Source organism: Aeribacillus sp. FSL M8-0235, from assembly GCF_038000355.1.
Classification (GTDB): Bacteria; Bacillota; Bacilli; order Bacillales; family Aeribacillaceae; genus Aeribacillus; species Aeribacillus composti.
On sequence record NZ_JBBOBW010000001.1, the window covers coordinates 2,657,372 to 2,680,198 of the forward strand.

Sequence of the window (22,827 nt, forward strand, 5' to 3'; positions counted from 1 at the left end):
AAAAAAATGAAAAAATACTCAATGTAAAAAAGGAAATGCCGAAATAAAATAGAAATAGTTTTTTGCATGAATGTGAAAGGAGCATGGCCATTGCGAAAAAAATGCTTTTTAATCGTTCTGTTGCTTTCACTGCTTTTTACTTCTACCGCTCCAGTTTTTCATTCAGCCCAAGCGGATACGCAAAATGCAGTCATTAAGCAAGATAAAGTAAATGTCCGGACAGGTCCCGGTTTAAGCTATCCCGTAATGAAAAGCGTTCGGTACGGTGAAAAATACCCGATTGTCGCAAGGAAAGGAGATTGGGTGAAAATTCAATTAAAACAGGGCTCTTCCGGGTGGGTAGCCGATTGGCTTCTTTCAGTAGAAACCGAGCTTCAAAAAAAGGATTATGTCGTTTCTACGACTACCGGGTTAAGAATCCGTTCTGGCCCCGGGACAAACTATAAAGTTGTTGGACAGTTTCCTAAAGGGGAAAAAGCGCATGTGTTGATGAAACAGGGGAAATGGGTGAAAATTTCCTATAATGGCCGGCAAGGATGGGTCTCTTCTGCATATGTAGCTCCAGCAGCAAGCAAAACTCCTTCGAATCAGAAGCATAGCCTCGGTACGGTTACAGCCACTATATTAAATGTTCGTTCAAAACCAAATGCACAATCATCAATTACCGGCAAGCTGACAAAAAACATGAAAGTTGAAATCATTTCGGAACAAGGCAATTGGTATAACATTCGCTACAACAATGTGACGGGGTGGGTGTCGAAGCAATATATTACCAAAGCAGCAGCTAAAAGCAGCAGCACTTCCCCGCAAAAAGGAAGGATTACAGCCAGTTCGTTAAATGTTAGAAGCGGTCCGTCTTTACACTCAAAAATTGTCGGTACCATTAAAAAAGGAACAGAGGTAGAAATCATAGGTGCAAACGGAGATTGGTATCAAATTAGATATGCGAAAAACAAAACAGGCTGGGCATCCAAAAGATATATCGAAGCTGGCTCAAAGAAAACAAACGGCGCTCAATCAGTTGTCCTTTTATACGACGGAACAAATTTGCGCAGTGCACCTTCCACTTCTGCAAAAATTGTTCAAAGAGGAAACAAAGGGCAGACTTTTCCAATTGTAGGGATTTATAATAATTGGTATAAAATTCAGCTCCGAAACGGTCAAACAGCTTATGTAGCAAGCTGGGTCGTCACAACAACAAGCGAAAACAATTCCAATAAAGGGACAAGCATACCGTCAAACGGTAAAAAAGTCATTATCGATCCGGGCCACGGAGGCTATGACAGCGGGACGATCGGTGTCAGAGGGACGCTGGAAAAACATTTAACCTTAAAAACAGCTAAACTTGTGTACAACAAATTAAAAAGAGCAGGTGTAAATGCAGTTTTAACTAGAAGCGACGATACATATATCAGCCTGCAATCCCGTGTAGGAATTTCTGTAAAAAACAACGCAAACGCCTTTGTGAGCATCCATTATAATAGCTCAATCATTCCAAGCGCAAATGGAATCACAACTTTTTATTACAATTCTGCAAAGGATAAAGCATTAGCAAATGTAATTCACAAAGAGATGGTGAGGCATGTCAATTTAAGAAACCGCGGTGTTCAATTTGGAAATTATTTTGTGCTGCGTGAAAATAAACGTCCTGCTGCTTTGCTTGAACTAGGTTTTTTGAGCAATCCTATGGAAGAGTGGACAGTCAGCACAAACGCTTACCAAGAGAAAATCTCACAAGCGATTTATAAAGCGGTCGTCAAATATGTAAACTCCTGTAGATGAGCAATTTTCATAACAATAATTACCATACCAAAAGAGACAAACAGGGTACCCCTTATGCCACATGGAGCTGTTTTTTGACAACATCAATGGGAATATCTTGCTTCGCTGCATGGTAAATGAACTCGACGAGACTATGCCCTTTCTTCGTTCGGAGAAGATCAAGCCCAGTAGAGAAATCCCGGTTGGACTCGACCATACTGTACACATAAGCGAGTTGCACCAAGATCCAATACCGTTTCACCGCCCGACGTTGACGAACGCGGTACCCATCGAGCTTCAGCTGGTCTTTCGCTTGTCGAAAAAAGCATTCGATCGACCAACGTTGGGCATAGTAGCGCAAGATCTCTTCATCGCTTAGCTCCCGGTCGGTGCTCAAGACGCAGTGAAGATGTTCGGGTGTCATCGGCTGATCGGCTTTCCAAGCCAACAACACAACGGCATCATCGAGACCTTTCAGCGATCCCTCGTAGCGATACACGCGATAACGCTCTTCTCCCACCGTGACGAGATGGGTGTCGTTCGGTTCGATATAGCGGGCAAACTGTTTGGCTTGGATGGCGATGCCTTTCGGATAGAGAATCCGGTTCGTTTTGAGCATCGCGATGACGTGAAATCCTTTTTTCAGACAGGCTTCCACGAGCGCTTGCGATGGATACCACGAATCCATCAGCACATAAACGGGACGGCGTACATCCAAAGAAGAAAGCATCTCGATCGCGAGTTCCCCCTTGCTTTTCCCAGCCGCCTTGTCGTAGAGGCGGAACGCAAAGGGAAAAGCCTGGGTCATCGTATGAACCATGAGCCAAACAAGAGAATGTCCCCAGATCGACTTTTTCTCTGTGTGAGAATAGTGCCAATCACACCCTTGAATGGCGTGCGTTGCCCGTGACGAAGGCTTGATTTTTTGGCAAATCGTATCATCGATCGAAACAAAAAGGGGTTGATTTTTCTGTTTGGCGATCCGTTCGACACGATGAAGCATCCATTGCTGGAGTTTGCGAAGCAGCGTCTCTTCATCCCAAGGGCTTTTCGTGAAAAAATGGCTGAGTGTCGTTCGATGATTGGGGTGAAAGCTCCAATGATGAAGATCGGTCAACGTTCCAGAAAAGCCTTTCGTGATCATCGCATCCACGATATGAACGAGATGCTTCATGACAGGTTTTGAAAAATAAAGTGCCAACCCCAACATCGTGAAAAACTTGTGGATTCCTTGATGATGTGCTAATCTATTCATGAGACATGAACCTCCTTGTGTGAATGGTTTGTTGGCACATCTATTCTAACCAAGGAATCGGGTTCATGTCTCCTTTTTTGTTTCGATGTAAATTTATGTTAGTGATTTTGCTCATCTACTGTAAACTCATAAAAAAATCGTGAGCAGCTCGCTCACGATTTTTTTATTTGCTTTCGATAATCAATGTTACTGGGCCAACGTTTGTAAATTCAACAGCCATCATCGCTCCGAAAGAACCCGTTTCAACACGTACGCCTTTTTCTCTCAGTTTGTCGTTGAAAGATTCATATAGTTTTTCAGCAATATCCGGTTTGGCTGCTTGCATAAAATTTGGCCTTCTTCCTTTCCGGCAATCGCCGTACAGCGTAAATTGGGAGACGGATAAAACTTCGCCCCCAACATCTAAAAGAGATAAATTCATTTTCCCTTCTTCATCCTCAAATATGCGCAAATTGGCCACTTTATCCGCTAAAAACTCTGCATCTTTTTCCGTATCCTCGTGTGTAACACCGACTAGCACCATTAAACCGAACTCAATCGAACCAACAACTTGTCCATCTACTTTGACATTTGCATTCCTTGCTCGTTGTACTACAACTTTCATCATATATTTCCTTTCTTAATTCATAATTCTCCGCACTGAATATACATCCGGTATTTGCTTGATCCGATCCACAACTTTTTGAAGATGGCTGACATTTTGAATCGAAATTCCTAAATGGATGTTCGCTACTTTGTTACGGTCCGTTCTTCCCGAAATTGTCGTAATGTTTGTCTTCGTCTCTGTTACAGACTGGAGCACTTCATTTAATAAGCCGCGCCGGTCAAAACCTAAAATCTCAATTTCCACATTGTATTCCTTCCGGCCGTCCAGCTGATTTTCCCATTCCACTTCAATTAACCTGTCTTTTGCATCCTCTTTATTGACATTTGGACAATCAGACCGGTGAACAGATACCCCTCTTCCTTTTGTAATAAATCCGACAATATCATCGCCAGGGACTGGGTTGCAGCAGCGGGAAAGCCTGATTAACAAATTATCAATACCCTTTACAGACACTCCTGCATCACGGCGCTTCGGCCGCCTTGCACCTTGTTGAACCACCTTTTCCATCAATTTTTCCTGCTCTTCTATATCCCGCTGTTTGCGAATTTTTTCGACTAGGCGGTTTGCAACCTGTAAAGCAGTAATGCCGTTGAAGCCAACCGCCGCATACATATCGTCCTCGTTTGAAAAATTGAATTTTTCCGCGACACGTTTTATATTTTCCTGAGTAAGGACTTCTTTCACATCAAAATCCATCGCTTTAATTTCTTTTTCAATTAATTCTTTTCCTTTTTCAACATTCTCCTCTCGGCGCTGCTTTTTGAAAAATTGGCGAATTTTATTTTTCGCTTGAGAGGTCTGCGTCAATTTAAGCCAATCTTGGCTCGGACCGTAAGAATGCTTCGACGTCAATATTTCCACTATATCTCCGGTTTTTAATTTATAATCAAGAGGCACTATTTTTCCGTTTACTTTTGCTCCGATCGTCTTATTGCCTATTTCAGAATGAATTCTGTAGGCGAAATCAATCGGAATTGACCCGGCGGGAAGCTCAATGACATCTCCTTTTGGAGTAAATACAAACACCATGTCAGAGAACAGATCAACTTTCAATGCCTCCATAAATTCTTCGGCGTTGGAAGAATCGTTTTGAAACTCCAATATTTCTCTAAACCAGCTCAGTTTTTTATCAAAAGATGTAATGCTTTTTCCTTCTTTATAAGCCCAATGGGCGGCAATCCCGTATTCAGCGATCGCATGCATTTCGTATGTGCGAATTTGAACCTCAAGGGGATCCCCCTTCGGACCGATGACAGTCGTGTGAATGGATTGATACATGTTTGTTTTTGGCATTGCAATATAATCTTTAAATCTGCCAGGCATCGGCTTCCAGCATGTGTGAATGATGCCAAGCACTGCGTAGCAGTCTTTTATGCTGTTCACAATAATTCGCACAGCCAGCAAATCATATATTTCGTTAAATTGTTTATTTTGGAGAACCATTTTTCGATAAATGGAATAAATATGCTTCGGCCGGCCGTACAGCTCTGCCTTTATCTTTACTTCTTCAATTCGCTTCTTTAAATCTTCAATTACCTCTTCAACATACTTTTCCCGTTCTGCACGTTTCTTTTTCATCAAATTGACAATTCGGTAGTATTGCTGCGGATTTAAATACCGCAAGGCTGTATCTTCAAGTTCCCATTTGATTTTTGAGATTCCGAGGCGATGGGCGAGAGGAGCAAATATTTCCAACGTTTCATTGGCGATTCTTCGCTGCTTTTCCTGCGGCAAATGTTTTAACGTACGCATATTGTGAAGACGGTCTGCCAGTTTAATTAAAATGACCCGAATGTCCTTCGCCATAGCGACAAACATTTTCCGGTGATTCTCCGCCTGCTGCTCTTCTTTTGATTTATATTTAATTTTTCCCAGCTTTGTTACTCCATCCACAAGCATAGCGACTTCATCGTTAAATTCTTGTCGAAGCTCGTCTAATGTCACATCCGTATCTTCCACAACATCATGTAAAAAGCCGCCGGCAATCGTTGTAGGATCCAGCTCCAAATCTACTAGAATCCCGGCAACCTGCACCGGATGCATAATATATGGTTCGCCTGATTTGCGATATTGCCCATGATGGGCGTTTTTTGCAAACTCGTATGCTTTTTTTATAAACTCTATATCGTCAGGCGGAAGATACTTTTCCGCTTTTTCGAAGATCTGTTCAGCTGTCAACATTTGTTCGTTTGCCATGGGATCACCTTTAATTGTATATACGTTATTGTTTTTATTATTAAATAAAATTAACAAACATGTAAAGAGAAGAATACGATCCTTTTGAAAAGGGGTAAAAAAAATAGAGCTGCTGCAGCTATTTTGCGAGTGGATGGAAAATATTACAATTTCTAAAGTTTTTCATTTTATTGTTTTAAAAAAAAGCACCCATTAAGAGTGCTTCATTTATAGATTTGCGCCGATTAATATTTAATCAATGCTAATATATCATAGCCTTCAAGCCTTTTTCTGCCCTCAAGATAAGACAATTCAATTAAAAAGGCAATGCCGGCAACCTCTCCGCCAAGCTGTTCCACTAATTTAATGGTAGCTTCAATCGTTCCTCCAGTCGCCAGCAAATCATCGGTTATTAACACTCGCTGGCCAGGCTTAATCGCATCTTTATGAATGGTTAATGCATCTTTTCCGTACTCAAGCCCGTATTCCACCTTGATCGTTTCGCGCGGAAGCTTGCCTTCTTTTCGAACAGGTGCAAAACCAACTCCGAGAGAGTAAGCAACTGGGCAGCCGATGATAAACCCTCTTGCTTCTGGACCGACAACAATATCAATCTTCTTTTCACGCGCATATTGAACAATTTGGTCTGTTGCATATTTAAATGCTTCCCCGTTGTCCATTAATGTTGTGATATCTTTAAAAGAAATGCCCGGTTTTGGAAAATCTTCAACAATTGTCACGTATTTTTTTAAATCCATCACTCGTCCTCCTCGGTTGTTTACCATTCATGAACTTGTAAAAATTTATCGGCATCTCGTTTCAAGACTGCCTTTTCAAACCATTCCTTCAGTTCTTGATAAGAAGAATAGAGAAGCTGCTGTTCCAGTTTCATTTGATCCAGCTTCTGCTGATATGTCCCGGATTCTGATAAATCCCGTTTTTTCACCTTTTTGTTTAATGTAATCACACCATTGTTTATTGTAACAAATTCAAGTTCAAAAAACACCTTTGTCATAAAAAAGATCGTTTCTTTTGTCCAGCCACGGTATTTGGCTAAATCTTCCCCATATTTTTTGTAATCGAAAGAACTTTTTTTCGTTAAGAATGCGTAATACCATTTAAAATGCTCTCTTGTCGGCATTGTTTGAAAAAAGTGGTCTGCATGCTGATAAAAAATAGCATAAATTCTTTCAGGCATTCCTTGCTCAAATGCTGAAACAAGAAATTCGATTGCCGGGGGCATATCGAGAAATACAACATACTTATTGGAAACATCTATATTTTTGTAATCCTTTATTTCTGATATTATATGAATTTCATGAATGTACGGTTGATCTTTATATAATTTTATAGATTCTTCATGAAAGGCGATCAGCAATCGTTTTTCAGCAGGAAGTTTAGAGAGCAAAGCCTCCGTTCCTCTTGAACCTCGCCAATCAAAAAGCTGCCACGCTGGCACGGCAAGGTCTTGAAGCAATAGCTGCGGCTTTTTTACATAATTCCATTCGTTGATCGCAAGCTCACCGACAATAGAAACGTTTGCGAAAGGAGATATTTCTTCTGCCAATTCTCCCTGTCCAAAGCCGACGACATCTAATTCAAATTCCTTCTCCTCAATCTTCATTTTCAAATGATTTCCGTTTACCCCAATTTTTCTAACATCTGCCGCATTGACATTCTCTAGTAAAAAGAGCGGCTTCGGATTATCGACTCCGAAAGGGGCAAGCTTCTCCAGCTCTTCGACTGCTTTTATTGTGACATGCTCCAATGAACAGGCACATTCAATGTTTTTTACGGGAATAAAATCTTCATCTGAAAGCTGACTATTTGCAAGATCGATCATTTTTTGGCGCAGCTCGTCAATATGCTCTGCTTTCAGCGTCATGCCAGCAGCCATCGTATGGCCTCCAAAATGAGGGAGAAGCTCCCTGCATTCCGATAAGTTTTTAAATAGATCAAACCCTTGAATGCTTCGCGCAGACCCTTTGGCAAGACCTGTCTCACGATCAATGCTCAACACGATGGCAGGACGGTAAAATTTTTCGACCAATCTGGAAGCAACGATTCCGATCACTCCAGAATTCCAGTTTTCTTTTGCGACGACTAAAACAGGATTGTCTTCGATTGGAAAATTTTTCTCAATTTCCTTAATCGCTTCGTCCGTTATCTCTTGTACAAGCTTCTGCCTTTGCTTATTTAATTGATCGATTTCCTTAGCAAGCATATCAGCTTTTTCTTTATCATCTGTCAACAACAATTCAACGGCAGGATCGGCTTCTTGCAGCCTCCCTGCCGCATTAATTCTCGGTCCTAAAACAAATCCTATCGTTTCCTCATTTACGGAAGATTTGTCCACTCCAGCAATGGAAAGAAGCGAATTTATGCCAGGTCTTGTCGTCGTTTTTAATTTTTCAATCCCTTTTTTCGCAAGAAGCCGATTTTCTCCGTATAGAGGTACTAAATCAGCAATTGTTCCAATGGCTGCGATCTCTATCAGAGATTCTGGAACCTTTCCATAAAGGGCATGGGCCATTTTAAAAGCAACGCCTACACCTGCCAGCTCCTTAAAAGGATATGTTGAATTTGGCAATTTCGGATGAATGATCGCATACGCATCAGGCAAAACAGGCCCCGGTTCATGATGGTCTGTGATAATGAGGTCGATTCCAAGCCTTTTGGCTAAATCCGCTTCATTGATTGCCGCGATGCCGGTATCAACTGTTATAATCAGCCTGCATCCTTTTTCATGAATCATTCGGAAAGCATGTTCGTTTGGCCCGTATCCTTCTGAAAATCGATTCGGTATGTAAAAATCGACGTTTGCCCCCAATTCCTTTAATGCCGTCAACAGGACGGCAGTGCTGGAAACGCCGTCCGCATCATAATCACCGTATACGACAATCTTTTCACCAGCGCGGATTGCTGCAAAAATACGCTCACATGCCCGCTCCATCCCATCCAACAAAAAAGGATCATGAAATGAAGGTTCCTTTATATGTAAAAACTCTTTTGCTTCTTCAACATTTTGAATGCCGCGATTCACAAGTAATCGAGCAGTCAAATATGTAATATTCAAAGAGTCGATTAATGCTCGAACAGCCTCTTCGTTGGACTCATCCCTATATAAACGATTCCAACGAAATTTAGATCTCAGCATAATTTCACCCCTCAACTTCTCCTATTATACAGAACGAAATGAAATGTTTTCAAACACTATTTTTAAGGTTATGTTTCTTCATAAGAAAGAGAGGGGCTGTCCGATGAGTTCCTAAAATGAAGGAGTTTGGAGAAATACATTGTGAAGGACAAAAATAATCGAATAAAATTTGTAAATGTCCTTCATAGAAGCAATGAAGTCCAACTGGAATAAATTGTATGCGCTGAATGTCCATCATAAAACTTTTGGAGAACGTAATGAAGAAAGAGAGCATAAGAAGGGGGATGTCTAATAAGTCGTTTTTACGGCTTATTGACGCTCCCATTAATGTTTTAGAAATGTTGATATATCGGTGTTTATGATTTTTTGTTTTCAATGGCGATTTGACTTTCAAAGACAGCCCCTAAACACAAGATAGGAAAAATAGTCTGTCCGATAAATCCCTAAAATGAAGGAGCCCCAAAAAGTCAGTTAACCCTGACTTTTTGGACAGCCCCTTCGAACTTTTACAGCGGCTGTTCACTAGTTTTCTTTTACAGAACGTTTTTCAATTTGCTTCCATTTCCAAACGAGCCAAAGCTGGCTGGCGATAAACAAAGAGGAATAAACGCCTGCGATCAATCCAACCAACAAAGCAATCGAGAAATTTAAAATGGACGAGCTTCCGAATAAAATGAGAGCGACAACAGCAAAGATCACGGTTAAAACGGTGTTAATCGATCTTGTAAAGGTTTGCCGCAAGCTTTTGTTGACAATTTCCGCAAGCTGCTCAAATGTTTTTATTTTTTTCGCTTTTCCCATGTTTTCTTTTATACGGTCAAACGTAACAATCGTATCGTTGATCGAGTAACCAATAATCGTCAACACGGCCGCGATAAATGTAATGTCTACTTCAAGACGGGTGATGCTGAAAAAGGAAATGATAAAAAAGGCATCGTGCAATAGGGCAAGCACAGCTGCAAGCGCCATATAAAATTCAAAGCGGATGGATACATATATGATAATCCCAATGGAAGCAATTGCAACACCGATGAGAGCATTTCGCGCCAGCTCTTTTCCGACTGTTGGCGAAACCGTGCTTATATTTGGCTCTATCCCATACAGCTCTGTGAAATGTTCTTTTACATTTGAAATCGTTTCTTTATCAAATGCGCCTACAAATCGTACAACTGCTGTGCTTTTATCATTACCAGATAATACAATTTCATCCGGCTTAAGCCCGATTGATTTGAACTCTTTTTCGATTGTATCAGCCGATAGCGGCTCATTTGTCGCTAGCTCGACCCGCGTTCCGCTCGTAAAATCGATGCTTAGATTCAATTTAGCAACAAAGAGGATGATGATGCCTGCGACAATTAATACACTTGATAAAACGAAAAACTTCTTCCGATGTTTAACAAAATCAATATGATCAAAGCGAGTTGGGACATCGGTATCTTTATTCGTTTTCGTAATATCCAAAATATCGCTTTTCCTCACGCCAAACCAATGCGGCTTTTTGTCAAATGCCCGGCTCTCTACGAGCAATCCGAGCAGCAATCTACTTAAATAAATCGCCGTAAGGAAGGATATAATAATGCTGACAATGAGCATTGTCGCAAATCCTTTTACAGAGCTTGTTCCAAAAATAAATAAAACAACAGCTGCGAGTATTGTCGTAATATTGGCATCAAAAATGGTTAAAAGCGATCTTTTGTTTCCTGCTTTAAAAGCAGATCGGACACTTTTTCCAAGCTTTAATTCATCCTTAATTCGTTCGTCTGTAATAATGTTCGCGTCAACTGCCATCCCAACCCCTAAAATAAGGGCGGCGATCCCCGGCAATGTAAGCACCGCATGCATCCAATTGTACACAACTAAAATGAGGTATATGTATGAAACAAGCGTGATAGATGCGATCAATCCCGGCAAGCGATAGTAAAAGATCATGAACAGCATAATGAGGCCTACGCCGACGTAACCCGCATAAATGGTTGATTGCATCGCTTCTTCCCCATATTTTGCCCCGACAGAAGTTGAATAAATTTCGTGCAGCTTCACTGGCAATGCACCAGCATTCAGCAAACTTGCTAATTGCTGCGCTTCTTCTACCGTAAATTGTCCTTCAATCGTGACGGTAGTCGTATCAAACACTTCATTTACGTACGGATCGGACAAAAATTTCGGATTCGCTTTTGCTGCTTCTTTTTTATACGAGTCGCCTTCTTCCCAATCAAGCCATATGATCAGCTTATTTTCAGGCGCCATTTTTACTATTTTCTCTGTCACTTCTTTAAATTTTTTCGCATCCTTTAGCTCAACGACAACGTTCGGTTTACCGTTTTGGTCAAATGATTGCTTGGCACCGCCTTGCACTAAGTCTGAACCGTTTAGTAATTCTTTGTCATTGACATCACGAAAGGTCAGCTCTGCCTGCGTCGACAAAATTTTCCGAGCTTCAGTCTGATCCGTCACGCCTGCAAGCTGAACGCGAATTCGGTCATTCCCTTCTATTTGGATATTTGGTTCGCTCACTCCAAGAGCATTCGCCCTTTTGTCCAGCGCTTCAACTGCATTTAAAAGGGCTTGACGGTCAATTTTATCTCCTTTATTTACCGGCTTCACTTCATATAAAACTTCAAAGCCGCCTTTTAAATCAAGACCAAGCGTAATGCCTTCTACGATTGGTTTTGTCGTTGCGCCAGTCAAACCTAAAAGGGCGAAAACAATGATAAAAAATGATATAATTCGGCCTTTTTTTGCCATGTTGATCCTCCTCAAGCTTATATGCGAAACATCGCCTTATCATCTTTAGGTTAATTCTTTTAATATTTCTTGTCCTTCTTTACTATCTAACCATTTTGCATCTTTCATAAACTCAATGGTCGTATAATTCATGAAATCGGACACTTTCACTGACATAATCCCTTCTACTAACCGATGTACTCTGACACCCTCAATTTTTTTCCATTTTTTTCTTTTCAAAAAAGCCCACAATTCATCCTCTGTCATTTTATCGTATCCATACAGCCGGAATTCTTCGAGCTTGCTTTTCAAAAACGGCCTTAAATACTTGCGATAGGCATCTACCGAATAGTTCTCCACTTTTATGCTCCTTTCTTAAAAGGTTGTCATGCCTGTACTTCGAGTCTGCATATAGTAATTGTATATGATATCAAGTTTTTTGAGAAGGCAGGGAGAAAAATGCCGAAGCAAACCTTTTTAAAAGGAATGCTCATTTTAATGACGGCAGGCCTCATCACAAGAATTCTCGGTTTTATTAATCGAATTGTCATAGCCAGAATGATTGGAGAAGAAGGGGTTGGCCTCTACATGATGGCGATGCCTACGTTTGGCCTTGTCGCAGCAGCTACACAGCTCGGTTTGCCGGTTGCCATCTCCAAGCTGGTCGCGGAAGCGGATGCAATAGGAGACAGCAAAAAGGTAAAAAAAATACTGGTTGTATCTTTAACAATTACGTGCAGTTTAAGCATTATCATCGCACCGCTTGTGTTGTTTTCCGCCTCATATATTTCTGAAACATTGCTTACAGACCCAAGAACATTCTTTCCTTTGATTTCCATCACTCCTGTAATTCCTATTATTGCTGTATCCTCTGTTTTGAGAGGCTACTTTCAAGGAAAACAAAACATGACGCCTGCGGCATTCTCCCAGGTGCTTGAGCAAGCGGTCAGAATCGCCTTTATCGCCGTTTGTACAAAAGCTATGCTGCCTTACGGAATCGAATATGCAGCCGCTGGCGCCTTTGTTGCGGCAGCAATTGGAGAACTTGCTTCCTTACTTTACTTACTAATAGCGTTCCGTTTCAAAAAGCAAATTCGAGTGAGAAAATCGTTTTTCCGTTCGTTAAAAAAGGGAAAAGAAACATTCAGTCAGCTCATGAAAATTGCCCTGCCGACAACCGGCAGCCGATTTATCGGCAACATTTCATGGTTTCTCGAACCGATCGTTGTTTCACACAGTTTACTGATCGCCGGCGTTCATTCATCTTTAGCTACAAAACAATATGGGGAATTGACGGGGTATGCGCTTCCTTTATTAATGCTTCCCTCTTTCATAACTTTTTCGCTGTCAACATCATTAGTGCCCGCATTAAGCGAAGCGATTGCCCAAAAAAGGATTCGATTAGCAGAATATCGGCTGAGGCAAGCTTTAAGGCTCTCGCTTGTTACAGGCGGACTAGCAGTTGTTATTTTATACGTGTACGCTGAACCGATCATGATCTTTATGTATGGAAATGCTCAATCTGCCATCTATGTGAAAGTTATGGCTCCTTTTTTCATCTTTTATTATTTCCAAGGTCCACTGCAAGCAGCATTGCAAGCATTAAATTTAGCAAAAGCAGCGATGACCAACAGTTTAATCGGTTCCATTTTAAAAACAGCGCTCATTTTTGTTTTCGCAACTAGGCCGCAGCTCGGCATAATCGGCGCAGCTCTTGCCATTATAAGCGGGTTTATGATCGTTACTCTTCTTCATTATGCAACGGTGCTGAAAGTGTTTAAGTTCACAATTTATTTAAGAGACTATGTTCTATCTTTTGCAGCCATTTTCTTAACAGGTTGGATCTCCTATCATATTTACGATATCTTATTGGAACAACTGCATTTGCTGCCAAAGTTAATGTATGCATGCATGATCACAACAGTTATTTACAGTCTGTTTCTTATCATCTTTCGACTAGTCGAAAAGGAAGAAGTAAAGCGAATTCCCCTAATCGGTCCGTATATAGCAATCTTTATTCCGATGCAGAAAAATCGTTAAAATCTATCCGTTTCATTCCTTTCACCCTGATCTGGCAATTTTAATTCTAAATCTTTTTTTTATGAATATGCTTGTATAAAAGTGATTACCCTTGTACGGGTGAACATGGGAGGAGATGAATGGATGATTGAAGCAAAGCGGTGGGGGAAAGCTGTATTTTACGGTGTTTTTACCATTTTGATCATTGCTTTGATTTCCAGTTTTCTTTTATCTATTTTATTACGATTTACTAGTTTAACAGAAGATTCGCTCTTTTGGGTCATCACATCTATAAGTTTTTTAGCCGTTTTTATCGGAGGTTTTATAGCTGGCGGAAAAGGTAAAGAAAAAGGGTGGCTTTTAGGCGGTGCGACAGCGGTTGCTTACACGGGAATTGTGTTGTTGTTTCAATTTTTAGGTTACGGAAAAACGCTTTCGCCAGAATCGCTATTATATCACGGTGGATTTTTAATCACTTCAATAGTTGGAGGAATGCTGGGAGTCAATATTTCGTCGCCAAAACGGCAGGCTTAAAAAGAAAAAGGCTGACATTTAAGTCAGCCCTGTTTTTTGTAGAACTATGATTGTTCTACGACTTCTCTCACAGCATTTCGGTCAAAAGTTAAGCGGGAGCCGTCTCCCGTACGGATGACGATTTTATCTTCATCCAATGAATCAACCGTCCCATGCAAACCGCCAATCGTTACGATTTTATCACCCTTCTTCAAGTTTGCCTGCATGTCACGGATTTGCTTTTGCCTTTTTTGCTGAGGTCTGATCAACAAAAAGTAAAAAATAGCAATCATCAGCACAAAAGGCAGCACTGTTGCTACAAAATTCTCCGACATTTCTTCACCCCTTTCTAAGCATTAAAAGTTTTTCGCATTTGGTTTATTGAATCCGTACCGTTCAAAAAATTCTTCTCGGAAATCTCCTAAACGGTCTTCACGGATTGATTCCCTAATCTGCTCCATTAATTTTATCAAAAAATAGAGATTATGGTAAGATGTTAATCGAATCCCAAATGTTTCATTGCTTTTAATTAAATGTCTGATATAAGCACGTGAATAATTTCGGCAAACGTAGCAATCACAAGATTCATCCAATGGACCGAAATCGCGCGCATATTTCGCATTTTTTACGACAAGCCGACCTGTTGATGTCATTAAGGTGCCGTTGCGCGCAATTCTAGTAGGAAGCACGCAATCAAACATATCAATGCCCCGAATCGCTCCATCTATCAGTGAATCTGGAGAACCGACCCCCATCAAATAACGAGGTTTGTCACTTGGCAATAAAGGCACGGTAAATTCTAGCACACGATTCATCACTTCTTTCGGTTCACCGACAGAAAGACCACCAACCGCATATCCCGAAAAATCAAGCGAGACAAGATCGCGTGCGCTTTGCTTCCGCAAGTTTTCATATTCGCCGCCTTGTACAATTCCAAACATCCCTTGTTCATTTTCTCTTTTATGAGCTGCTAGACAGCGTTCAGCCCATCTGGAGGTTCGTTCTACAGATTGTTTCATATAATCAAATGATGCCGGGTAAGGCGGGCATTCGTCAAATGCCATTATAATATCTGATCCGAGAGCATTTTGGATTTCAGTTGCTTTTTCTGGAGATAAAAACAGCTTGTCCCCGTTTAAATGATTGCGAAAATATACTCCCTCTTCTTCAATTCGCCGGAATTCGCTTAAGCTGAACACTTGAAATCCGCCGGAGTCGGTTAAAATCGCTCCATCCCAATTCATAAAAGAATGGAGACCTCCTGCCTCCTTAACGATATCTTCCCCTGGTCTGAGCCATAAATGGTATGTATTGCTCAAAATGATTTTTGCGCCAATTTCTTTTAATTCCTCCGGTGACATAGTTTTGACGGTCGCCAATGTTCCCACAGGCATAAACACCGGAGTTTCAAACGAACCGTGAGGTGTATGTACGATTCCAAGGCGGGCGCCTGTTTGTTTGCATGTTTTGATCAATTCATATCGAATAGGTGGCTTATTCAATGATAGCCCCTCCTTTATTCAGTGTACCTCTATTCTGTTTCAAATAATCAGCATGGCATCTCCAAAGCTGAAAAAACGGTATTTTTCCTTTATAGCCTCCTCATACGCGCGAAGAATTGTTTCTCTTCCAGCCAGCGCACTGACAAGCATGATCAGAGAAGACTTAGGAAGATGAAAATTTGTAACGAGTCCGTCTATTCCTTTAAAATTGTAGCCCGGATAAATAAAAATGTCTGTCCAACCGCTTTCTTCGACAAATTTGCCTCCATGTTTTCCAGCAATTGTTTCCAGCGTTCTTGTTGAAGTCGTACCGACTGCGATAATACGTCCTCCCTTTTCTCTTACTTCATTTAATAAGCGGGCCGTTCCCTCTGTCATTTGATAAAATTCCGCATGCATTTTATGTTCTGTAATGTTTGTGCTGCTGACTGGACGAAATGTCCCAAGCCCAACATGCAGCGTTATAAAAGCGATATGAATCCCTTTATTTTTTATATTTTCGAGTATTTCATCCGTGAAATGCAAACCTGCAGTCGGTGCAGCTGCTGAACCAATTTCTCGGGAATAAACGGTTTGATATCGTTCTTTATTATCAAGCTGCTCTTTAATGTATGGCGGCAATGGCATTTCCCCAAGCTGATCCAAAATTTCCAAAAAAATGCCTTCATATTGAAATTCAATGATTCTACCGCCGTGTTCAAGAGTTCCTACACATGTTCCTTTTAAAAGGCCGTTTCCGAAATTTAATGTTGTCCCTACTTTGACTCGCTTTGAAGGTTTTACAAGGGTTTCCCAAACATTCCCTTCTTTTTCTTTTAGCAATAAAACTTCCACTTTGGCCCCGGTTTCTTCTTTCACCCCGTACAATCTGGCCGGCATGACCCGCGTATCATTTAAAACAAGGCAATCACCCGGAGATACATACTCAATTAAGCTTTTAAATCTGCTGTGCGTAATATCTCCGCTTTTTTTATCAACAATCATTAATCTTGAAGCATCCCTCTCCTTCAACGGAGTTTGAGCAATCAGTTCCTCTGGCAATTCGAAGTCAAATAATTCGATATTCATCCTGTTCACCTAGCTTCTGTCCATTATTTAAACCGTCCTAAAAAAGAAAAAATGAACGTTAAAAGCAAACTAATGACAATGCATGTGACAATCGGAAAGAAGAAGGTGAAATTTCCTTTTTTTACTACGATATCTCCTGGCAGTCTTCCGACAACTTGCATAAATAAGCCGATAAAAAGCAAAATACCGCCAAGCACCATCAATAGCTTTGGAAATTCCGTCATCTTTTCGGCACCTCCATTTGAAAATGTTTATACACAAGATCTGTTACTATTCTTCCCCTCGGTGTTCGCCGAATAAAACCGATTTGCAATAAATACGGTTCATAAACATCTTCAATTGTGTGCGCTTCTTCACCGATTGTCGCTGAAATGGTCTCAATTCCAACGGGTCCTCCTTGGAATTTTTCAATGATCCCTAAAAGAAGTTTATGATCGATATGATCCAATCCAAGTTTATCCACTTGCAAACGCTCCAAGGCGTCTTCGGCAAGATGGGCGCTGATTTTTTCAAATCCGAGCACTTGCGCAAAATCCCTGACCCTTTTAAGAAGTCTGTTCGCAATTCTTGGCGTTCCCCGCGATCTTCTGGCTATTTCAACGGCTGCCTGCTCTTCAATCTCGATATTTAACAGATTGGCCGTTCGTTTGACTATCTTTGAGAGCTCGTGCTCTTGATAATATTCCAAGCGGCTTAACACACCAAATCGATCCCTTAAAGGAGCAGTTAATAAGCCGACTCTAGTTGTTGCACCAACAAGTGTAAACGGTGGCAGATCCAACCTGATCGTGCGGGCGCTTGATCCTTTTCCAATGACGATATCTATACAAAAATCTTCCATCGCTGGGTACAAGACTTCTTCGATCGAACGATTAAGCCGGTGAATTTCATCAATAAATAAAACATCCCCCGGTTCTAAAGAAGTGAGAATAGCCGCTAATTCTCCCGGCCGTTCAATCGCGGGCCCTGAAGTATGGCGGATATTCGTCCCCATCTCATTTGCGATAATCGTTGCAAGTGTTGTTTTCCCGAGCCCTGGAGGTCCATATAAAAGAACATGATCCAACGTTTCTTCTCTAAGCTTTGCCGCTTCAATAAATATTTTTAAGTTTTCCTTAATCTTTGATTGACCGATATATTGATCGAAAGATTGAGGACGAAGGCTGAATTCAAAATCTTTTTCTCCCGCTTCAGCTTCGCCTGCAACAATTCTTTCCTCCATTGCTATCACCTTATTTCAAAAGCAGTTTCAATGCTTTTTTCACATATTGATCAGTTGAGAGCGATTCACCTTCCAATGACGGCTTGATTTTTGCTATCTCTTTCTCACTGTATCCTAAAACTTTCAGTGCATCGATCGCTTCCATAAGCGAATGATTGCTATGTTTTTGGTTTGTTTGTACCTGATTAGCTAACATGTTGGAAGACGGTTCTGAAACGAATTCGACGAGCTTCCCTTTTAAATCTAAGATGATTTGCCTCGCTGTTTTCTTTCCGACACCAGGAAATTTTACTAAAAATGCTTCATCTTCATTTTCAATGGCCTCCACTACTTGCTTTGCATCCCCATAAGCCAGGATCGCCAGAGCACCCTTCGGACCGATTCCTGTTACGTTTAAAAGCTTGGAAAAGAGAGTCTTTTCTTCACGGCTTGAAAATCCGTACAGAGCGAGGAGATCCTCCCTTACATATTGATATGTATAAACTGTCACTTCTTTTTTTATATGTTTTTGATAGCTGAAAGGATTGGGAGTGAAAATTTGAAAGCCGATTCCGTTCCGATCGATCACAATTGAATCTATTGATATATGATCTACAACTCCGCGGATAAACTCAATCACTGCGTTCACCTCTCATCACTTAACCTATTTTAACATAAAGAACTCGCTCCGTCAGGGAAAGAACTGCAAAAATAAACCGATGCCAAAAGCATCGGTCCTTTTATTTGAATTCATCAGCAGAATAAGCTTTAAAGGTATTGATGACATTTAAATAATTCTCTTTATTTTTTACGGGAATTCCTCTTTTTAGTTGCAGGTGGCGATAGCTTTCCAGTTTTTTTATATCGATCTGGAAAAAAGACTGAATGACTTCATTGTCTGCGTCAGGCTTCCCGTTAAAAATCGACAAAGTCCCGTCTTCCATAATACCGAAAAAACCATTTGTTTTTAATAATGGAGAGAGGTCATCAATTTGCTTTTGAAAGACAATTTCGTCGCCATCCTGACGAACAACCTGCCAATCTTGATATTTCGCAATTACATCTGCGATAGAATGATGATGTTCTGTTTTGACCTCTTCGCTCACTTCGCCATCAAGATAAACTCTTCTCAAGATGACTTCAACTGTCGAGGAATGATGATTCTCATTTGCGAAAGATGCTTCAGGATGGAAATGACAAAAAGCTAAGATCATCAAAGTATAACAAAAGAGGCAAAATACCTTTTTCACATGCCACCACTCCTGAACTTATAACACATTTGTTTTTAATTATTGTAGCCATCATGAGAAGTTTTAACCCTTAGTCCTGATTCTTCATCTTATTACATATTATGGAAACTACCTTGTATATCATGGCATGCTTGTATATTAATACGTTTCAATTAGAAAAAGTAAAATGGATAACTTAACAATTTCTTTTTTTTTCGGCTGTTAGATTTTTTAAATCGTTAATATCAACAAATTTTCAATCACTCATCTTCCTGCATATTATGGAAGACTTCTTGGACATCGTCGTCATCTTCAAGGACATCGATTAATTTGTACATTTTTTCAGCTGTTGTTTCATCTAGTTGCGTGTACGTTTGAGGAATCCATGTGATTTCCGCTGTTTCCAGTTTATATCCTTTTTCTTCTAAAGCGGTTTTTACATTATTCAAATTTTCAGGAGCGGTATAAATTTCAAACGCCTCGCCTGACGCTTCTAATTCTTCTGCTCCAGCGTCAATTGCTTCAAGAAACAAGTCATCCTCTTCAATTCCGTTACCATCAATAACAATATATCCCTTTCGTTCGAACATATAGGATACACAACCAGTTTCTCCTAAGTTTCCTCCGTTTTTATTAAAAGCAGTGCGAACACTTGTTGCTGTACGGTTTTTATTGTCCGTCAGACATTTTACCATTACAGCGACACCGCCGGGGCCATATCCTTCATATGTAATTTCTTCATAGTTGGCTCCATCTTGGCTGCCGGTCGCTTTTTTAATTGCTCGTTCTATATTATCGTTCGGCATGTTGGCAGCTTTAGCCTTGTCAATGGCAAGTCTGAGGCTCGGATTCGCGTCAGGATCTCCTCCGCCTTGTTTAGCCGCAACATAAATTTCTTTTGCCAATTTCATAAAAATTTTGCCCCGCTTCGCATCTTGGGCATTTTTTCTTCTTTGAATATTTTTCCATTTAGAATGTCCTGCCATTCTAAAAATCCCCTCTCATAAACAAATCTCGATTTTTAATATAACATATTTTATTTAGCGGGAAAAATTGTTCTTCACAAAAGAAACAGGGAGGAGTTCTCCCTGTCTCGTTAGCGGTTATTTCCGTCAAAAGGCTCTGTTACTGCTTCTCCAATATCATTGAATAGACGTTGGATATCTTCCCCTACATCCGTACCGTTATTCAAGTTATTATTAATGTTTCGCACACGAGTAAAAGTTTCCTCGTCTGTTACAATATGGATGCTTTTATTTCCAGCCAGTCTTGATACAACTCGTTTGGCTCGATTTTTTACGTTCTGTTCGTTTCGATCAGTTGTATTGATCGCTACTACAACCCTGTCATTTGTTACGAGCGTATCAACATCCTGCACGTTTTTCAGCCGGCTTACCTGATCAGAAATTCGTTCGGCTAATTGAGCATTATTCGAGCCCACATCCCGTAAATGATTATGATAATTGACATCGCTTCTTTGGAAGCCGTTGTTTCTTCTATCGTTCACTGTCAGCGAGCGGTCTCTATTGCGGTCATTTGCATCGCGGAGCATATCATTGTCATCCATTCCGCCGTCAAACATTTCAGTGATCGGTCCATCATTATCAACGTAATCAAAATTGCGATCCCGATCAGCTGAATAGTAGCCAATTGGTGCTGCACCATTTCGATCACGGTCATCCAATGCACCATTATTGTTGTTGCACGCCGCAAGACCAATTGTCATAAAAGAAAGGGCAATAGCTGCGGAAACTGATTTTCTCAATGAAAAAACCCCCTGAAAAACAATTTGAGCATAATAGCTCATCCATAGCTTGTTCTATCAGGGGAGGTTTATTGCTGTTAGTTCCCGGCAATTAATTAAAATTTTGGCGGTGCTGCCGCTAAATTTCGTTTATGCTCAGAACGTCTATGCAGCGCTTCAATGATTTCTTTATCTTTCTCAGGAATTTCCTCTCCCTTTAAAAATTTGTCAATCATATCATATGTTGTTCCCATTTCGTTTTCATCCGTTTGTCCTTCCCACAAACCGGCGCTTGGAGCTTTATTAATAATTTCATCCGGAACTCCTAAAATTTTTGCCATTTCCCTTACTTCGCCTTTTGTAAAATGTACAAGAGGAACAAGGTCTACACCGCCGTCTCCGTATTTCGTAAAATAGCCCGTATACCATTCAGCTGCATTATCTGTGCCAACAACCATGTAACGATAATTGTTTGCCACAGCGTATAATGTTGTCATTCTGAGCCGCGCGCGCGTATTCGCGTCGCCTAATCTTGATGCTTCTTCATTCCAATCGTTTTTAGCTTGAATATTTTTTTGAATGGCGTGAAAAAGCGTTTCATGAGTTTCGGTCAAGTCGATCACCATATAATCAATGTTGCAGCTTTTCACTACTTTTAAAGCATCTTCTTGATCTTTCGGATTGCTTTTACATGGCATGATTAGGCCAAGCGAATGCTCAGGAAACGCTCGCTTAATGAGATGAGCAACTACGGCGGAATCAATTCCCCCGCTTATTCCGACAATTGCACCGTTTAATCCTGCGTTTTTTACTTGATTTTGAAGCCATTCGATTAGTTTTGCAATTTTTTCCTGCATTATGTCATGCACCTTCCTTAGCATCATTTCTTTTTATTATCCATTGTATCATATTGTGTTTTATGAAAAATAAATCATGTCATGAAATTTTCAAAGAAAAAAGAGACGATTTTTATCATCGTCTCCAATAAAATTAATCTTCATCTTCTTCATCTTGCGGTGCAACGAACTGGTTATAATCATAGTAAGGCACAGCATAAGGGTAATGCGGTATTCCATATGGTACAAATGGAGCCGCTCGATATCCATAAGGTACAGGACCTCCGCAGCCGCAGTCATCCTGATGACTCGGAAAAGCTCCAGTATGAGGTATATTCTCTGCAAATTCTTGATTTTCTGCCGCCTCCGGGCTTACCCATTGACCGTGCGGTATTCCATAAGGTGCAGCATAAGGTGTCGGCGCCAATCCTGATCCTGGATATACAGGAGATACCGGATGGCATCCTAAGAATGGAAACGGTGGACAAAGAACAGGATATGGTACATATGGAACTACGGGTTGCGGACTGTATTGTATTGGTGAAACGTTTGGCGGAATGTTAGGTGCAACATTAGGCGGAATATTGGGCGGAATATTAGGTGCAACGTTTTCGTAACCATACGCTTCATCATATTCATCATCATCATCAAAATCTTCGTCATATTGTTGTGGGCTTACATATTGATAATTCGGGGCAGGGTTCGGAATATTTGGCCAGACAGGCGCGTAATAAGGCTGCCATTGGGCTCCATAATATGGATTGACATTCGAAAATTGCGGATTCGTCATATCTTTGTTGTCCTCCTCTTTATTTTCTTCTCCTTTACCCAAAACTTCATGAAACACATTTTCAGGCTTTTTCGGAAGCTGCGGTTTGGAATCTTTTGAAGCATAGGGATGCGTTGGAGCCTTTTCCGCTTCTTCATGGATATTCATCATCGGCATATTGAGCATAAAATAATTGCTTACATCAGTTTTTTTCGGATAGTAAGGCTGATAAACTTTTGGAACGGGAGGCACATATGGTTTAGACGG

Annotated in this window: 20 protein-coding genes; 3 read left to right on the plus strand and 17 right to left on the minus strand. The window is 40.7% G+C overall.

The window, feature by feature from the left end; translation table 11 throughout:
• Window positions 1-90 precede the first annotated feature (90 nt).
• Window positions 91-1,782 (plus strand): SH3 domain-containing protein, encoded by a 1,692-nt coding sequence (locus tag NSQ71_RS12925; RefSeq protein ID WP_339193156.1) that lies wholly within the window; start codon window positions 91-93, stop codon window positions 1,780-1,782.
• Between the two features lie 52 nt (window positions 1,783-1,834).
• Here the strand turns inward: NSQ71_RS12925 and NSQ71_RS12930 are convergent, their stop codons facing one another.
• From NSQ71_RS12930 to NSQ71_RS12960, 7 genes are all read right to left on the minus strand, one after another.
• Window positions 1,835-3,016 carry an IS701 family transposase gene (locus tag NSQ71_RS12930; protein ID WP_311066339.1) on the minus strand — a complete coding sequence of 394 codons (1,182 nt, stop codon included), beginning with the start codon at window positions 3,014-3,016 and terminating at the stop codon, window positions 1,835-1,837.
• Between the two features lie 163 nt (window positions 3,017-3,179).
• On the minus strand, window positions 3,180-3,620 hold the full coding sequence (dtd, locus tag NSQ71_RS12935; protein ID WP_063387981.1) for a D-aminoacyl-tRNA deacylase: 441 nt from the start codon (window positions 3,618-3,620) through the stop codon (window positions 3,180-3,182).
• 15 nt (window positions 3,621-3,635) lie between these two features.
• Window positions 3,636-5,819 (minus strand): RelA/SpoT family protein, encoded by a 2,184-nt coding sequence (locus NSQ71_RS12940; protein ID WP_063387980.1) that lies wholly within the window; start codon window positions 5,817-5,819, stop codon window positions 3,636-3,638.
• 224 nt (window positions 5,820-6,043) lie between these two features.
• Entirely contained in the window at window positions 6,044-6,556 is a 513-nt protein-coding gene (locus tag NSQ71_RS12945) for an adenine phosphoribosyltransferase (protein WP_063387979.1), read from the minus strand.
• Between the two features lie 20 nt (window positions 6,557-6,576).
• Window positions 6,577-8,955 carry a single-stranded-DNA-specific exonuclease RecJ gene (gene recJ, locus NSQ71_RS12950; protein WP_117016752.1) on the minus strand — a complete coding sequence of 793 codons (2,379 nt, stop codon included), beginning with the start codon at window positions 8,953-8,955 and terminating at the stop codon, window positions 6,577-6,579.
• Window positions 8,956-9,477: 522 nt separating this feature from the next.
• Window positions 9,478-11,700, minus strand: a complete 2,223-nt coding sequence (gene secDF, locus NSQ71_RS12955) for a protein translocase subunit SecDF (protein WP_340734014.1) — start codon at window positions 11,698-11,700, stop codon at window positions 9,478-9,480.
• A gap of 45 nt (window positions 11,701-11,745) precedes the next feature.
• Window positions 11,746-12,039 carry a post-transcriptional regulator gene (locus NSQ71_RS12960; protein ID WP_066249531.1) on the minus strand — a complete coding sequence of 98 codons (294 nt, stop codon included), beginning with the start codon at window positions 12,037-12,039 and terminating at the stop codon, window positions 11,746-11,748.
• Between the two features lie 99 nt (window positions 12,040-12,138).
• On the opposite strand from NSQ71_RS12960, the gene spoVB reads away from it, so the two are divergent.
• On the plus strand, window positions 12,139-13,719 hold the full coding sequence (gene spoVB, locus NSQ71_RS12965; RefSeq protein WP_340734015.1) for a stage V sporulation protein B: 1,581 nt from the start codon (window positions 12,139-12,141) through the stop codon (window positions 13,717-13,719).
• A gap of 123 nt (window positions 13,720-13,842) precedes the next feature.
• Window positions 13,843-14,232, plus strand: coding sequence for a TIGR04086 family membrane protein (locus NSQ71_RS12970; protein WP_327847802.1), 390 nt, complete (start codon window positions 13,843-13,845; stop codon window positions 14,230-14,232).
• A 44-nt stretch (window positions 14,233-14,276) separates the two neighbouring features.
• Here NSQ71_RS12970 and yajC read toward each other — a convergent pair whose 3' ends face one another.
• The 10 genes from yajC to nadE all read right to left on the minus strand — a co-directional run bounded on the left by yajC (window position 14,277) and on the right by nadE (window position 21,812).
• Window positions 14,277-14,546, minus strand: coding sequence for a preprotein translocase subunit YajC (gene yajC, locus NSQ71_RS12975; RefSeq protein ID WP_063387973.1), 270 nt, complete (start codon window positions 14,544-14,546; stop codon window positions 14,277-14,279).
• A 21-nt stretch (window positions 14,547-14,567) separates the two neighbouring features.
• On the minus strand, window positions 14,568-15,713 hold the full coding sequence (gene tgt / locus NSQ71_RS12980; protein WP_063387972.1) for a tRNA guanosine(34) transglycosylase Tgt: 1,146 nt from the start codon (window positions 15,711-15,713) through the stop codon (window positions 14,568-14,570).
• A 39-nt stretch (window positions 15,714-15,752) separates the two neighbouring features.
• Window positions 15,753-16,781 (minus strand): tRNA preQ1(34) S-adenosylmethionine ribosyltransferase-isomerase QueA, encoded by a 1,029-nt coding sequence (gene queA, locus NSQ71_RS12985; protein ID WP_063387971.1) that lies wholly within the window; start codon window positions 16,779-16,781, stop codon window positions 15,753-15,755.
• Between the two features lie 23 nt (window positions 16,782-16,804).
• Window positions 16,805-17,005, minus strand: coding sequence for a DUF2905 domain-containing protein (locus tag NSQ71_RS12990; protein ID WP_063387970.1), 201 nt, complete (start codon window positions 17,003-17,005; stop codon window positions 16,805-16,807).
• The gene (gene ruvB, locus NSQ71_RS12995; protein WP_117016756.1) at window positions 17,002-18,003 is read right to left on the minus strand and encodes a Holliday junction branch migration DNA helicase RuvB; all 1,002 of its coding nucleotides are present in this window, start codon (window positions 18,001-18,003) and stop codon (window positions 17,002-17,004) included. The genes NSQ71_RS12990 and ruvB overlap by 4 nt, the downstream gene beginning before the upstream one ends.
• Window positions 18,004-18,013: 10 nt before the next feature.
• The gene (gene ruvA / locus NSQ71_RS13000; protein WP_063387968.1) at window positions 18,014-18,622 is read right to left on the minus strand and encodes a Holliday junction branch migration protein RuvA; all 609 of its coding nucleotides are present in this window, start codon (window positions 18,620-18,622) and stop codon (window positions 18,014-18,016) included.
• A gap of 100 nt (window positions 18,623-18,722) precedes the next feature.
• Entirely contained in the window at window positions 18,723-19,232 is a 510-nt protein-coding gene (locus NSQ71_RS13005) for a BofC C-terminal domain-containing protein (protein WP_340734016.1), read from the minus strand.
• 239 nt (window positions 19,233-19,471) lie between these two features.
• Window positions 19,472-20,197: a YebC/PmpR family DNA-binding transcriptional regulator gene (locus tag NSQ71_RS13010; protein WP_144597700.1), complete on the minus strand. Its 726-nt coding sequence runs from the start codon at window positions 20,195-20,197 to the stop codon at window positions 19,472-19,474.
• A 110-nt stretch (window positions 20,198-20,307) separates the two neighbouring features.
• Window positions 20,308-20,976 (minus strand): YhcN/YlaJ family sporulation lipoprotein, encoded by a 669-nt coding sequence (locus NSQ71_RS13015; RefSeq protein ID WP_066249549.1) that lies wholly within the window; start codon window positions 20,974-20,976, stop codon window positions 20,308-20,310.
• A gap of 95 nt (window positions 20,977-21,071) precedes the next feature.
• Window positions 21,072-21,812 carry an NAD(+) synthase gene (gene nadE / locus NSQ71_RS13020; RefSeq protein WP_130156071.1) on the minus strand — a complete coding sequence of 247 codons (741 nt, stop codon included), beginning with the start codon at window positions 21,810-21,812 and terminating at the stop codon, window positions 21,072-21,074.
• Window positions 21,813-22,827: the final 1,015 nt, after the last annotated feature.